The sequence below is a fragment of the Nonomuraea wenchangensis genome (assembly GCF_900111685.1).
In the GTDB taxonomy this organism is placed as follows: Bacteria; Actinomycetota; Actinomycetes; order Streptosporangiales; family Streptosporangiaceae; genus Nonomuraea; species Nonomuraea wenchangensis.
Map to the genome: position 1 here is coordinate 1 of NZ_FOHX01000009.1, position 14,638 is coordinate 14,638.

The 14,638-nt window shown below is 68.4% G+C and carries 6 protein-coding genes; 2 read left to right on the forward strand and 4 right to left on the reverse strand.

The genetic code is table 11. From position 1 onward, the window contains the following. Positions 1–302: 302 nt before the first annotated feature. A complete protein-coding gene (locus BMW85_RS26260; RefSeq protein WP_091086404.1) occupies positions 303–557 on the reverse strand; it encodes a hypothetical protein in 255 nt (84 codons plus the stop codon). Between the two features lie 657 nt (positions 558–1,214). After that, positions 1,215–4,727, reverse strand: coding sequence for a DUF4132 domain-containing protein (locus tag BMW85_RS26265; RefSeq protein WP_091086406.1), 3,513 nt, complete (start codon positions 4,725–4,727; stop codon positions 1,215–1,217). Positions 4,728–4,940: 213 nt separating this feature from the next. On the opposite strand from BMW85_RS26265, the gene BMW85_RS26270 reads away from it, so the two are divergent. After that, positions 4,941–5,498 (forward strand): hypothetical protein, encoded by a 558-nt coding sequence (locus BMW85_RS26270; protein ID WP_091086408.1) that lies wholly within the window; start codon positions 4,941–4,943, stop codon positions 5,496–5,498. Positions 5,499–5,508: 10 nt separating this feature from the next. Here the strand turns inward: BMW85_RS26270 and BMW85_RS26275 are convergent, their stop codons facing one another. Beyond that, positions 5,509–6,474 carry a GlxA family transcriptional regulator gene (locus BMW85_RS26275; protein WP_091086411.1) on the reverse strand — a complete coding sequence of 322 codons (966 nt, stop codon included), beginning with the start codon at positions 6,472–6,474 and terminating at the stop codon, positions 5,509–5,511. 158 nt (positions 6,475–6,632) lie between these two features. Then, positions 6,633–7,604, reverse strand: a complete 972-nt coding sequence (locus BMW85_RS26280) for a fructosamine kinase family protein (protein ID WP_091086413.1) — start codon at positions 7,602–7,604, stop codon at positions 6,633–6,635. A 320-nt stretch (positions 7,605–7,924) separates the two neighbouring features. Here BMW85_RS26280 and BMW85_RS26285 point away from each other — a divergent pair, with 320 nt between their 5' ends. Then, positions 7,925–14,635: an RHS repeat-associated core domain-containing protein gene (locus tag BMW85_RS26285; protein ID WP_091086415.1), complete on the forward strand. Its 6,711-nt coding sequence runs from the start codon at positions 7,925–7,927 to the stop codon at positions 14,633–14,635. The last annotated feature ends 3 nt before the right edge of the window (positions 14,636–14,638 follow it).

Sequence of the window (14,638 nt, forward strand, 5' to 3'; positions counted from 1 at the left end):
TGCCTGCAAAAGGGCGTGACCTACAACGAAGATGTCGCCTTCCAGCCACCATCGAAGGCCATGGCTTGACAACTTACGCAGATCGGATGTCTGCGGCACCCGCTTTAGGAGAGCTCCAGCAACTACGAGTCCAGTTTGTCCGCTGATGGGGCGATATGCGGTGCTGCTCGATGTGGATTGGGCACTTCGGCGAGAGCCTCTTGGGCCGTGTTTCAAATGGGCTGGGCTCAGCCTGAGCCTTCGAGTGTAGATCGGCGGCTTCGGCTGAGCCTCTGGCTGTCTAGCGATCGTTCGGCTTGGTTCTAGGGGGAGCCGGGCTGGTGCGGTATCTCGGATCGGGTGGGGCCGAGGTACTCGTTCAGGTGTCGCCGGAGCCCCTCCACTTCGTCGACAAGAGCTGCGAAATCTTGTCTGGTCTCGGTCCGGAGCTCGGTGATGTCGGTCATCACTTGGGCGATGCCAATCATCGTGGCGATGAGGGCGTCGCTGATCTGCACGCCTGCTTCGAGTGCCCGCACCCGCGATATCAGGTCGAGGAGGTGTGCTTCTGTGTCCACGTTTCCCTACCTTGTGGCAGCGAAGGAAGGGATCCCTGGCGATGGGCTGCCGAGATCCCGCTGTGTGAGCACACAGTGACAGATTGTTGATTCCCGTGCTGAGCATCACTCCTGACCACGGTGTAGTTCTCTATACCCACGCTCAGGTTCTTTCTCCTCAGGAAGGAGGATCGCGCTCCCGAGGCGGCTGCCCGCGCAGGGCTCGTGCCAGCGGAAACGGGGGCCAAAGCGACGGACCCGAAAGACCCGGGCTGTCAACGACACTCGAATTCTGGATCAGGCACATATTTCGTGATCGGGCCCGGTCATTCGGTCAGCAGGATGCGTTTGCGCAGGAGATCGGGGCGGGCGTGGCCGTACATCTGCCGCTTGAGCATCTTGGTCCGGTTGACATGGCACTGGGGTCGGCGGGGGAGGCGTTGCGGTGCGCCAGGGGTGGATGTACTGGCGGATGGTGGTGCGGCTGCCACGATTGCCCAGTGTCTGCAGTTCTCGGTAGAGGGTTTCGGCGTTTGGTGCACTCCTCCTTCCGCCGCTTGCGCAGGTAGGAGTCGTAGGCGTCCAGGTCTTCGGGGCGTCGACCGGTGTCGTGCTCCCGCAGCCTGGCCGGCTCGCCGGCGTAGCGGATCTCGGCGGGGGGCCGCTGGGCGTGGTCGTTCATCGGGTGATGTCCTTCAGGTCTCGAAGGATCTCGGAGGTGGTGATCGGGTCGAGGCCGTCGAGCCCCAGCTCCACCAGGGTCTGCTCGTCGGCGAAGTCGAGGTAGCCGATCGCGATGCCCGGGTCGAGGCCGATCGTGATGGTTCTGCCGCCGGGTACGTCCCGCTCGATCCAGCCCTGCCAGCCGGCGTCCTGAGGCGCGCCGCGCCGCCAGCCGCGCCGCTCGAGGCCGATGACCGCGCGGGTGGGGATCTTGGCGGCTTCGATCTCGGCCACCAGCGCCGGATCCAGCTCGTACGTCTCCCTGCCCAACTGCGGGAACGGCTGCAGGATCTCGTAGTCGGCGAACACCTCGGACCAGGCGGCCAGGCCCTCTCCCAGCTCCAGCGGGTGCACCACGCCGACGAGGGCGTCTTCGGGCAACGTCAGCGTGTCGTCCTCGACGTCGGCGAAGCTGCGGTCCTCGGCCACTCGCAGGGTGCCCGTGAGCTGGCCCGACGGGTCGTACAGCCCCCATACGAGCCGCCGTACGATGTGCCAGAGCAGCGGGTGGCCGACGAGCAGTCGGCCGAAGTCGCCGGCGCTCCAGCGACGCCGGTTCACCATGGCCTGCTCCAGGCGGTGGATGGCGTCCCCTGCCACGGAGCGTACGTCCTTCTTCAGCCCGGCGAGGCGCCGGTAGGCGGCGGGCGCGAGCTCCGGATCGTCGTTGGCGCCCGGCTTGGGCAGGTTCTTCAGCCGCTTGCCCGAGGCGTCGGCCACGTACGGCTTGAGCTGCTCGTCGAAGCCCACCACGAACTGCCTGCGGCCGTAGTCGAGGGTCAGGCTGCCGTCGGCGGACAGGCCGAAGTCGGGCACCAGCCGGTCGGCCAGTTCCTGCGGCGTCAGGCCGAGCTCGGCGGCGACCTCGTCCATCTTCAGCTTGGCCCGGTTCTTCAGCCCGCTGAACTTGGCCTTCTCTGCGATGCCGTGCAGATGCATCAGCGCGACCTCGGAGCCGATGGAGGCCAGCAGGTCCAGGCCGGTGACCGCGCGCGCGTGCCCGCCCTCGCCCGGCCAGGTCCTGATCAGCGGGGTCAGCCGGCGTACGGTCTCGTCGTCGCCGAGCAGCGCCTGCGCGTCCATCACCCAGCTCTCCTTGGACGGGTGGCCGGCCGCCTGCCAGCACTGGAACAGCGCCCATGCGAAGTCGGCGAGGCTGCGGCCGTCGCAGGTCTCCTTGACCACGGCGAGCCCGGCGTACGGGTCGCCGGGCTTGGAGATCGCCAGCATCGTCATCACGTGGCGGACCGCCTCGGGAGGCAGCGCGCCCGCGCCGCCGCGTAGGTGGATCGGGGTCATGATCGCGACCTCCGTCCACTCGGGCAGTACGGGCATCTTGGTGGGCAGCGCGTCGAGCGGGTCGGCCACGAGCAGGTCGGCGATCGCGGCCTCGGCGGCGGGCCCGTACCCTGTGGCAGCCTCGGCCACGGTGTCGCGGTGGCCGTCCGCGACCAGCGCCGCCAGCGCCTGCTCGGCCCGGAGCCTGTCTACGCCGGGCTTGCCGAGAGCCGCCGGGATCAGTGCCCTGGCGGCCGCTCCGGGGTGGCGGTGCAGCCAGGCCAGGGCGGTGGCGCGTACGGACTTCAGCCTGGCCAGCCACTCGGCCATCAGCACGGCGACCTCCGGCGCCGCGTACGGCAGCAGCGACGCGGCGACCGAGCTGGGAGCGCGCCGGGCGCTGTCGAGCACCATGGGCAGCGCCGCCGGCCCGAACTTGGCCACCACCCTCGGCATCCAGTCGCCCGCCCCCCACAGGTCGCGAGGGCGCCACTTCTCGATCAGCGGCGCGGCCAGTTCCTCGGGCCCGGCGACGAACAGAGCGATCTCGTCACGCCAGGAGCCGTCCTGGCCCTTGGCGATCTCTCGGGCGGTGTCCTCCCAGCTCCGGCGCCAGGTCCGATCCCATGAACCTTCACCCGCCCGAGGGGAACGCCAGTTGTCCTGCTCGCCGGGCGCCCACACGAGGGCCGGTTCGTCGGTGCACGCCAGGCCGTTCACCACGATCACCTTGCGTACCTTGCGCGGGCGGGTCCAGGGCGGGCTGACCAGCACCTCGGGCAGGGCCTCCGGCGGAGCGGTGGCGACGGTCTCAGCGGTCACGATCGTGTTGACGCGATGGGCGGCGGCGCCGTCGCCGAGGCTCGCGAGCACCTCGTCCACCAGGTCGGGATGGGCCGCCACATGGGCGCGCAGCAGCAGGTCCACGACCTTGCCGCCGGACTCGGCCAGCATCCGCATCGCGCGACGGGGGAAGCGGGAGGCCGCGCGCAGGAAGGCCGGCTGGGTGTACTTCTGCTCGATGCGGTCGAGGAGCGCCCGCATCGCCGTGTCGTACGGCAGGTCGGCGAGCACGTTGAGCAGCCGCTTCCGGCTGTCCGCGCCGTAGGCGTGGTCCACCCAGACGGCCAGCAGCGGCACGGCTGCCTCGCCCATGCCGTCGACGACCGTGGCGGGCAGGGTGAGGGAGTCCCCTGTGTAGTAACCGCGCACCTGGTCCATGATCAGCTCGGCGTGCTCCGGCGTGCTGATGGCGGCGATCAGGCGGTAGGCGAGAGCCGGGAGGTTCTGGCTCACCTCGGCGCAGTCGGCCGTGACCCAGCCGGTCTCGGTGGGCGCCAAATAGGAGGCCGCCAGGCGGTGGTGGAGCCCGCTTTCGCGGCTCACCGCCAGCGCGGCGACGACCTCGGCGTACTCGGCGTCGGACGCGGCGGCCAGCGCGGCGCGGACCCGGGCGTCGATCTGCTGAGTGAAGGCCCAGCCGTGCCACCGGTCGGGGGCCTCGCCGCCGGCCAGTTGCCGGATCATCGAGGTGTCCCCGTCGTGGACGTAATCCAGCGAGGCCAGCTCGGTCACGGCCACCGCCGCGAACACCAGGCCGCGTTCGGTCAGCCAGGTCTCGGCGAACAGGGACAGCATCTCGCGCTCGGCCCATGACAGGGACACGGCCACCGCCTCGGCGACCACCGCTGCGCCCAGCGGCGTGCCGGCGGGATCCCCTGCCAGGTACGCCGCGCCCGCGGACGCGAGCTCCGGATCCGGGCACTTCGCCACCATGTCGGCGAGCACTTTCCGGCGTTTGTCCAGCTCGGCGGCCAGTTTCTCGGGCGCGCCGGCGTCCGGCCGCTGCACGGAGACCTTCGCTCCGCCCCGCCGCGGGTGGAGAGCGCGCAACCAGGCGGGCGGCAACGTCAGCCGGTCCTCGTCCTCAACACCGCCGGCGGCTGCAGGCGAAGCCGCCTGCGGCGCGGAGGCCGTTTCGTCCTCCGTGTAGCCCTTGCCTAACTTCTCGGCCACCAGCTTGTCCGCGGCCGCCGTGGCGGCGGCGGCCGAGCCGAACGACTTGACCTGCGTCTGACCGGCCGCGCCCAGCCGTCCATACCGGATGTGCAGCTCCGCGCCGTCCTGGCGAACTGCCCAGAACTTGGTCGAACCCCCGCCGACGAACGTCAGCGTGCGCTCCACGCTCATACCGATGCCTCCACCCTGCATCCCGTCGCCCTCTTGATCGACAGCGGCGAGTATGGCGAGAACGACCGACAAAGTCGCTCGGAAGGTCAGCCGGGGTGATGCATCACCCGTGAGCGCCTGCACAATGCGTACGACTCCACGCTTACGGACATCAATTCCACATCTCTGGTCATTCTGTTCACGGTCGCATCGCGCTCTCGTACTGTCCCCGTCATGAGCGCCCCTTCGCCGACCGTCAGCCGCCGACACTTCGTCCTGCACCGCTGGCCCACCGCGCTGGGACTGGCGGTCGCCACCCTCTCCCTGGTGACCGGCAGCAACCAGGAGTCCCTGGCCATCCCCCTGGCCGTCGCCGCCACGTGCTATCTCGCCGCAGCGGCGCTGGGCGAACCCTGGACCGTGTGGCCGGCCGCCCTTGGTGTCAGCCTGGTCGTCGTCGCCAGCGAGCTGATCGGGATGGCTTGGTGGGCCGGCCTCGGCGGCACGGCCGTCGTCCTCGTCGGCGTCGGCCTTGCCCTGCGGGTGTCACGGTCCGCGCTCCTCGCCCAGGCCCTCGCCCTGGTCGGGTTCGGCGGTGCCGCCATGATCGCGGTGTTCAGCTCACCTCAGGTAGGCGTGATCGTGGCCGGCCTCGCGCTCGCGAGCCACGCGATCTGGGACGTGATCCACCTCCGGCGCAAGCTGGTCGTGGCGCCGTCGCTGGCCGAGGCCTGCATCTTCCTCGACGTGCCTCTGGGCCTCGGGCTCATCGTTCTCGGATTCGTCAGCTGACCGCCGGTCGTCATGGTGCGGTTCTCTGGTCGGCGAGCCGGAAGCGGTGCCGGTAGGCCGACGGCGGGACGCCGAGCACGCGCAGGAACGCCCGCCGCATCGTCTCGCCCGAGCCGAACCCGCAGGCGCGGGCGACGTCCGGCACCGTATCCTCGCCGGACTCCAGGAGGGCCTGCGCGGCTTCGACCCGGAGGCGTTCGACGAACTGGCCGCACGTCATCGCGAGCTCGCGGCGGAACAGGCGGCTCAGGTGGCGCTCGCTGACCGCGAGCGCGTCGGCCATCGTGGTGAGGCGGTGATCGCCGGACGGGTCGGCGGCCACGAGGTCCAGCGCCCGACGTAGCGTCGCGGTGCGCGGACCGGCCACGGCGTCGCGGGCACGAAACTGCGACTGGCCGCCAGGACGTTGCAGGAACACGACCAGGTACTTCGCGACCGCACGGGCCCGCTCCTCGCCCCGGTCCTCGCCGACGAGCGCGAGGGCGACGTCGATCCCGGCGGTCACCCCCGCCGAGGTGACGATCGGACCGTCCCGCACGTAGATGGCGTCAGGTTCTACCTGCACTTCGGGAAATGTCTCCGCCAACGCCGCACAGGCGTCCCAGTGCGTCGTGGCCCGCCGACCATCGAGCAGCCCCGCTCGTGCCAGGAGGAACGCGCCCGTGCACACCGAGACCACCCGCCGGGCGCCGGCCGCCACCCGCCGCACGGCGTCCACCAGCTCCGGGGCAACGCCGGCGTACTCGTCCCGCGGGTATCCCGGCACCACCAAGGTGTCCACGTCGCCGTCCAACTCCGATAGCGCGAGGTCGACGCTCAGCGAGATGCCGACGTCGGCGCGAACGGGCCGCCCGTCCACCGAGGCCAGCCGGACCCGGTATCCACCGGCGCTGTCGAAGACCTGAAGGGGCCCGGCCACGTCGAGCAGCAGAACACCGTCGGACACGGCGAAGACGACATCACCGGTCGCGCTCATCGCCATCTCCCGGGCGTCGAGGCAGTCCGGGCAGGAGCGACCAGAAGCTGGGACAGTCCTGGCGAACGGGACAGCGATGCGTCGGGGGCACCGGCCCAGCGTAGTCACGGCCCCGGCGCCCAGTCCCAAGCGTGCTGCCCCCTGCCCTGCTGGGATGGCTAGTCGGTCGGCTTCGGGAGTTCTTCGGGGGCTGGATCCGTAATTGGTGTCGTGTGGCGTCTGCTTGACCGAACTTCGGGCCGTTGCCTGAAGGGGGCGAGTGTGGCGCGGACGATGTCGGCGGCGCCCCAGTCGGGGTCGAATTGGGCGATCACTGCCAGGTGCTGGCGTAGTTGGAGGATCGGCATGCGTCTGCGCCAGTCGCGATCAAGTCCGGTCAGCTCGGCGTACCGGTCGAAGAACACGTGTGCCTCGGGTGGCGGTGCCGTGGTCCATAGGTGGGCCAGGTCGACCTCTGCCCATGTGTACGACACGGCCGGATCGATGAGCGCGGGTTGCCCGTCGGGGGTGGCCATGATGTTCTGCGCCCACAGGTCGCCGTGTGTCAGGCACGCGGGCCTGACCGGCAGGAGCTCAGGTAGCCGGTCGCACAGCCGCTCGAGTGCCGCTCGGTCCGTGGCGTCGAGCGCCTCCCGGACGGGAGGCTCGCCGAGCCAGCGCAGCAGGCGATGCTGGGCGAAGAACTCGTAGCCGTCGTCGTTCCAGGTGTTGATCTGCTGGCGACGGCCTAGCCAGTTGTCTCGGTGCCATCCGAATCGGGAGTGCCGTGTGGTGGTGTGCAGGTGGGCGAGCGCGTGAGCGAACTGCTCCCAGAAGGCCTCGGTCGCCGGCCGGGGTTGCAGTGTGGGCAGCACGAGCAGGGCGCGGTCCGCGAGGATGATCTCGGGCGTGGCGGCGCCGCCCGCCTCGCGCAGCACGGTGAGCCCTTCTGCCTCTGCGGCGAAGACGTCGCCCGATGGCGGCTCGCGTAACGCTTTGACGAATACCGACGTGCCGTCACTGCGGCGCGCGAGCCCCGAGGTCGCGGCGAGGCCACCGGTGACCGGCTCGACCGCGACGACGTCGGTCAGGCCGACCGCGTGCAGGCGTTCGAGCAAGAAGGACGTGGTTGGTTCCGGCGCGGTGGGCATGAGGTCATCTTCCCTGGTTCGTGGCGCTGTCGTTCCGAGTGACCTGCGCTCTGCATGACTGGCTTGGGTGCGTCAATGTGGCTTATGTCACAGGCGCCTCTTGATCTGGTAAGGGCGGTTTTTACGGAGCGGTTGACATGCAGTATGCCTCGCTGTGAATCCTGAAAGCGGCATTCCGTGACGTTTCGAGCGGCCATCTGGACATTGACCGTGCCGTGATCGTCGATCAGGATCCGGACTGCTCGTCTTTATCAACTCCTTATGACGCGAGGCGGCCTCTTCCCGAGGCCTGCGTCAGCGTGCCCTGAAGAGGTGGCGACATGCGGGTCCGGCGGCGGTTACGGACGATGGTGCTGGCCATCGCGACGGCGATGGCATTGGTGATCTCCGGCTTGGGGATTCCTGACAATCTCGTGGTTCCGGCGGCGGCGTCGGTGTCCGGGCCTGATCCCGAGACGTCGGTGGACGGCCGGCCGGTGACGAAGACCAAGGTGGCCAAGGGGGCGGAGGAGTCCCAGCCGAAGGTCGAGCGTAAGGAGCCGGTCTGGCCGAGCCCGGGAACCGCCGAGGTGGATCCTGGCGAGAAGGCGATCGCGGCGGGCCAACTGCCGGTCCGGCTCTCCGAGGTCAAAGGCACCGGTGCCGGCCCGGTGAAGGTGGAGACGCTGCCCGCCGACACCGTACGCAAGCTCGGCGGAGTGGGCGTCGCGGCCCGGCTGACGGCCGACAAGGCGGGCAAGGTACGGGCGGAGTTCTCGTACGCGAGCTTCCGCGACGCCTACGGCGGCAACTTCGCCACCCGCCTGCAGCTTCTGCGAATGCCGGCCTGTGCGCTGACGACCCCGCGCCCGCGCGACTGCGCAGTGCGCCCGCAGCAGGTCAAGGCGCACAACGACGTCAAGACCGGCACCCTGACCGCCGACGTAGATGTCGACCCCGCCACCGGCAAGGCGGCCTCGCTGACGCTGCCCAAGAGCCAGACGGGCAAGGACGCCACGTCCAACGCGGCACAGGCGTTCACCTCTGGGTCGGTGTACGTGCTGGCGGCCGGCATGACCGGCCCGGACGGGAACTTCGGCGCCACGGACCTCAAGCCGTCCGGCACCTGGCAGGCCGGTACCTCCGGCGGCGGCTTCTCCTACGACTACCCGCTGCCGGAGGCGCCGTCGCCGGTGGGCAACGGGCCGAACCTGTCACTGCAGTACGACGCCTCCTCCGTGGACGGCGAGGGCCACTGGACCAACAACCAGTCCGGCGTGGTCGGTCTCGGCTGGAACCTGTCGGCCGGCTTCATCGAACGCAAGTACCGCCGCTGCACGGCCTGGAACGAGTACGACCCCAACACGGCCGATCTGATCTGGTACGCCGACGAGAACGGCCCCTACGGCCCGGCCGTCTGCTGGGAGTCGCCCGACGAGCTGGCCACCGACGTCACCAAGGACTACACCCAGTCGGAGCTGGTGCTGAACCTGGCCGGCCGCTCGGCCTCGATCGTCAAGGACCGCACCAGCGGACTGTGGAAGACGGTGCCGGACTTCGGCTGGAAGATCGAGCAGCTGACCGGCGGCGCCGACGGCCTGGAGTACTGGAAGGTCACCTCCTCCGACGGCCAGGTGCACCGCTTCGGCTACAACAAGGACGCCCAGTGGCAGTTGCAGTACATCGGCAACCAGCGCGCCGAGCCGTGCGCGGACCGGTACTTCAACGACATGATCCCCCCGACCTGCACCGGGGTGTGGCGGTGGAACCTGGACCAGTCGATCGACGCCAACGAGAACGTCATCGACTACACCTACGAGCGCGAGACCAACTACTTCTGCATGCCCGGCTGTGACTACGAGACCTACAAGGTCCTGCCGTACGACCGGGGCGGCTTCCTCAAGCAGATCAGCTACGGCCACAACACCCAGGTGGCCGGCAGCACGCCGACCTCGCGGATGACGTTCACCACCTCCGACCGCGGCGGCCTGGACGTGCCGACCGACCTGAACTGCGGCCCGACCTGCGCCACCAACGACGCGGTCGCGTTCTACTCCACCCGCAAGCTCGACTCGATCCTCACCGAGTCCAAGAATCCCACCTCCGGGGCGTGGGAGCCGGACACCCGCACCGACTTCCGCTACCGCTGGATCTACACCCGCACCGACTTCGGCCCCGCCTACGACCCGGTGCTGTGGCTGGACAGCGTGCAGCAGACCGGCCTGGCCGGCACGAGCTCGCAGAAGCTGCCGCCGGTCAGCTTCGACGCGACGATGGTCGCGGGCCGCATGGACTACGACAACTGGTCGGACTGGACCGACTTCCTGTCCTGGCGCATGGTGCCCCGCGTCACGGGGATCGGCAACGGCATGGGCGGCCGGATCGAGGTCACCTACGGCCAGGCCGACCCGTGCGGCGGCGGCAAGGGCCGCGACGGCACCAACTACTTATCCGACGCCACCGGCGACTGCTACCGCGTCGACTACGACGCCAACCCGGAGATCGGCTACGAGAGCTGGGGCCGCTTCTTCAAGCAACTGGCCATGAAGGTGACCGAACGCGACCTGGTCGGCGCCTCGCCCGACATGGTCACCAGCTACGACTACCTCGGCGCCCCGCGCTGGACCAACCCGGTCGCCTTCGCCCAGCCCGACCTCGCCCCGGTCGGCAGCGACTGGCGCGGCTACAGCACCGTCCGCACCACCCGCGGCTCCGGCAGTGACCCCAACGGCTACACCGTCACCTCCGACACCTTCTACCGCGGCATCGACGGCGCCACCATCACCACGTTCGAGGGCACCACCGCCACCGACTCCCGCGCCCTGCAAGGCCAGCTCCTGCAGGAGCAGACCTGGAAACTGACGGCCACCGAACCGCGCGCCTACACCGAGGCCGAATCCACCCGGTACGAGTACCAGGTCGTCTCCACCGGCACCGGCCCCGGCGTCCTGGACCCGGCCTTCGTGCACCGCACCCGCGAACGCACCCGCGAGCTGGTCACCGGCGGCACCTGGCGCTGGAGCGACCAGCGCACCGCCTACAACAGCGACGGCCAGCCCACCACGGTCAACGACTACGGCGACACCGCCGTCACCACCGACAACACCTGCACCAGCACCACCTACGCCCGCAACCCGGCCAACGGCATCACCAGCCTGCCCTCCACGGTGGAGAAACGCTCCGGCGACAGCTGCACCTCAGGGACGCTGATCGGCAAGACCGTCGCCCTGTACGACGGCGGCACCGACCCCGCCACCAACACCCCGTCCGACGGCAACATCACCGAGACCCGCTCCTACGCCGCCGCCACGTCGATCTCGGTCACCAAGAACACCTTCGACGACTACGGCCGCCCGCTGACCGCCACCGACCCGATGGGCAAGGTCACCACCACGACCTACACCCCGGCCGTCGGCTGGCCCCACCAGGGAGCCAAGGTCACCAACCCGCTGGGCCACGCGGTCACCACGTACTCCTCCCACCGCAACGGCCTGCCCACGAAGGTCGTGGACGCCAACAACAAGACCACCGAGATCGACTACGACGCACTGGGCAGGACCGTCACGTTGTGGCAGCCGGGCCAGTCACGTGGCGGCGGCGTGCCGACCGCCACGGTCGGCTACGAGATCCCCTTCGACGGCAACCTGAGCCAGCCCACCGCCGCGGCCAAGACCACCATGCGACGCCTGCTGCGTGGCACGACATACGTGTCGACCTACACCTACGACGACGGTTTCGGACGTCCCCGCGAGACGCAGACCGCCTCACCGATTGGTGGGCGAATCGTAGTGGCGACCACTTACGACGCCAGAGGGCTGACCGCCACCACGTCCCAGCCGACGCACAACGGCGCGGCTCCCGGCAGTGGCCTGCTCAACCCCGCCCTCACCGCGCTCCCGTCGTGGACCAAGACGGTGTACGACAGCATGGAGCGTCCGACCGCGGTCATCGATCACCATCTCGCCGCGGAGCTCCGGCGTACGACCACGGCCTATCCGGGACTGGACCGTGTGGAGGTGACGCCACCGGTCGGCGGCAAGACCGCTACTGTCACTGACGTCTTCGACCGTACGGTCAAGACCGAGGAGTGGAAGGATTCCTCCACTCACCACGACACCACCTACACCTATAACGCCTCCGGTCAGCTCACGAACATCACTGATGCGAAAGGCAACGTCCGCACCTTCACCTACGACTGGCTCGGCCGCCGTACTGCCGCGACCGATCCTGATGCGGGCTCCTCCACCTACGGCTACGACGCCGCGAGCCGCCTTTTGTGGGGACTGGACGGCAAAGGTGCCAAGGTGTCGAACGTTTACGACGATCTCGGCCGCCGCATCAGTCAGTGGGCCGGAGAACCTCAGACCGGGACGAAGCTCGCGGAATGGTCCTTCGACAGCGTCGCCAAGGGCTATCTGACGTCGTCAACCAGGTTCAACGGCAGTCAGCCGTACGTGGACGCGGTGGTCGCCTACGACGAGTTCTATCAGGCCACCGAGACCAAGCTGACCATCCCGCAGACCGAGGGGCCGCTGGCCGGCGAGTACACCTTCACCGCTCGCTACGACGGCGCGGGACACCTGATCGAGCAGCGTATGCCGGCCAAGGGCGACCTGGCGGCGGAGACGCTCACCTTCGGCTATACCGACCTGGGCATGCCGCACTCGCTGACCTCCGATTACGGGGGCGGCGCCACGTACGTCAAGGAAAGCAGCTACTCAGCCACCGGCCGACTCAACGAACGTTCCTACAACGCCAGCGCCCAGATCAAGCGCACCTTCGCGTGGGACGAGGGCACTGGCTGGCTCAGCCGCATGACGACGGTTTCCGGCTCTCAACTCGCCCAAGATGATCGCGTCACCTACGACACCGGTGGTCAGATCACCCGTATCGAGGACTCTGTCGGTGGCCAGTCCGAATGTTTCGCCTACGACGGGCTGGACCGGCTGACCGCTGCGTTCACCATGACCAGTTCCTCGTGTACGGCAGGCCCCGACAACCAAGGAACAGAGCCCTACAGTCAGTCGTTCGCCTACGACGCACTCGGCAACCTGACATCGGTCACAGACGACGGGATCACCGCCACCTATGGCTATCCGGCCGCAGGCGCGTCAGCGGTTCGTCCTAATGCGGTCACTTCGATCACCAGGCAGGGCCGTACGGACTCCTACGGTTACGACGCGGCAGGCCGATTGACCGCCCGCACTGTCGACAACAAGCAGTCCGCCTTCACCTGGGACGCTCTGGGCCAACTCGACAAGGTCGTGACGGAGGGCCAGGAAACCTCCATGGTCTACGACGCCGAGGGAGAGCGACTGATCCGCCGCGATCCCGACGGCTCCCGGACGCTGTACCTCGGGTCGATGGAGGTGAAGGCCACCGGCGCGGTGGTCAAGGCCACCCGCTACTACAGCGGGCCTGACGGCGCCGTAGTGGCCGTGCGGAACGGCACGGGCGTCACCTACATGGCCTCAGGCCTGCACGGCACCACCCAGATGGCCATCGACGCGAGCACCGGTCAGGTCACCCGAGAGCGGTACAAACCATACGGGCAGCGCCGTGGCATCGACGATCTGCCGTTCACCGATCGAGGTTTCCTCGGCAAGGTCGAGGACGCCTCGACCGGACTCGACTATCTGTCCGCCCGCTACTACGACCCCTCCATCGGCCGGTTCATCACCACCGATCCCGTGCTTAATCTTGACAAGCCCCAATGGATCAACCCCTATTCCTACGCCGCGAGCAACCCCGTCGGCTTGTCCGACCCCAGCGGTCTGAGACCGATCACCGATGCTCGTCCGGCAGACGTCTGCGCTCAGCCCAAGAGCGTCGCCTGCAAGCTCAAGCGCAAGCAGCAGGCCGACGCCGATGCCCGCGCGGCGCAGGCGGAGGTGGACCGTCAGGTCAAGGCCCTGCTGGACTCGCTGTTGGCCATTGCCAAGATCGCGGCTGACGAGTTGGGCATCACAGCCGGCATCAAGTGCTTCACCTCCGGAGATCTAGGCGCCTGCGGAGAAACGGCGCTCAACATTCTCGGGTCTCTGGCGGGCGGATTGGCCGGGAAGCTGGCGGTCAAGTACTCGTTGCCGTGGAAGTGGAAAAAAGCCTACGAATTAGGCAAGGCCATCTGGAAGCACGCAGGTGATGCCATCAGTGCCTTCAAGAATTGGCTTCGAGCCAAGGACCGTCTTCAGGCCGCGAGATCCAGGGCGCGGGCTGCGGAGGATGTCCTGCGTAAGGCCTGTAGCAGCTTCGTACCTGGAACCAAGGTGGTGATGGCCGACAATCGGGAAAAACCAATAGAAGAGGTTAAAGTCGGTGACCAAGTCATCGCCACCGACCCTGTGACCGGCCGGACAGAATCGGTGCCGGTGCTGGCCCTGATCACCAGCTCCGGCGCCAAGAACCTGGTGAGGATCACCGTCTCCGACGGCGACCGGGACAGTACGGCTGGTGTGCTGATCGCGACCGCTGAGCACCCGTTCTGGATCGATGATGCGAGAACCTGGGCGCAAGCCTCCCAACTGCGCCCAGGGACCTGGCTCCGGACCAGTGCCGGCACGCGAGTCCAAGTGACGGCGATCGAGAAGTGGACCTCCGGCAGGCAACGGGTCCACAACCTCACCGTCGCCGGTCCTCACACATATCACGTTGCAGCAGGTAAGACCGACATTCTCGTCCACAACGACAACAACCCCACGAACCACTGCGGCGTCGACATCGGCGCAGCTCGTGAGCAGGCCGTTGCCGAACTGACGGGAGGACACGTCTCCGGCGCGGCGGGCAAACAGGGCATGAAGGTCGTCCGCCCCGGTGTGGGCTCCACCGACGTGGATGTGATCGGCCCTAACGGCGAATGGATCGCCGTGGGCGGGCCGGCCAAGGCCAAGAACATCAACAAGCTCCGCCAGAAGCTCTCCATCCTCAAGTACGCTGCCGACGCGGAAGGGGTCCGCGCCATTGCCTACTTCGAAGTGGGCACTCCGTTGTCGGTGATCCAGGCGGCGATGCGGATCCTCGGCGCCAAGAACGTCGTGCAATTCACCCGCTAGGAA

Bases quoted from the DNA above. Each gene is read 5' to 3' on its own strand.
- BMW85_RS26265 (WP_091086406.1), bottom strand. From the start codon at position 4,727: ATGAGCGTGGAGCGCACGCTGACGTTCGTCGGCGGGGGTTCGACCAAG.
- BMW85_RS26270 (WP_091086408.1), top strand. From the start codon at position 4,941: ATGAGCGCCCCTTCGCCGACCGTCAGCCGCCGACACTTCGTCCTGCAC.
- BMW85_RS26275 (WP_091086411.1), bottom strand. From the start codon at position 6,474: ATGAGCGCGACCGGTGATGTCGTCTTCGCCGTGTCCGACGGTGTTCTG.
- BMW85_RS26280 (WP_091086413.1), bottom strand. From the start codon at position 7,604: ATGCCCACCGCGCCGGAACCAACCACGTCCTTCTTGCTCGAACGCCTG.
- BMW85_RS26285 (WP_091086415.1), top strand. From the start codon at position 7,925: ATGCGGGTCCGGCGGCGGTTACGGACGATGGTGCTGGCCATCGCGACG.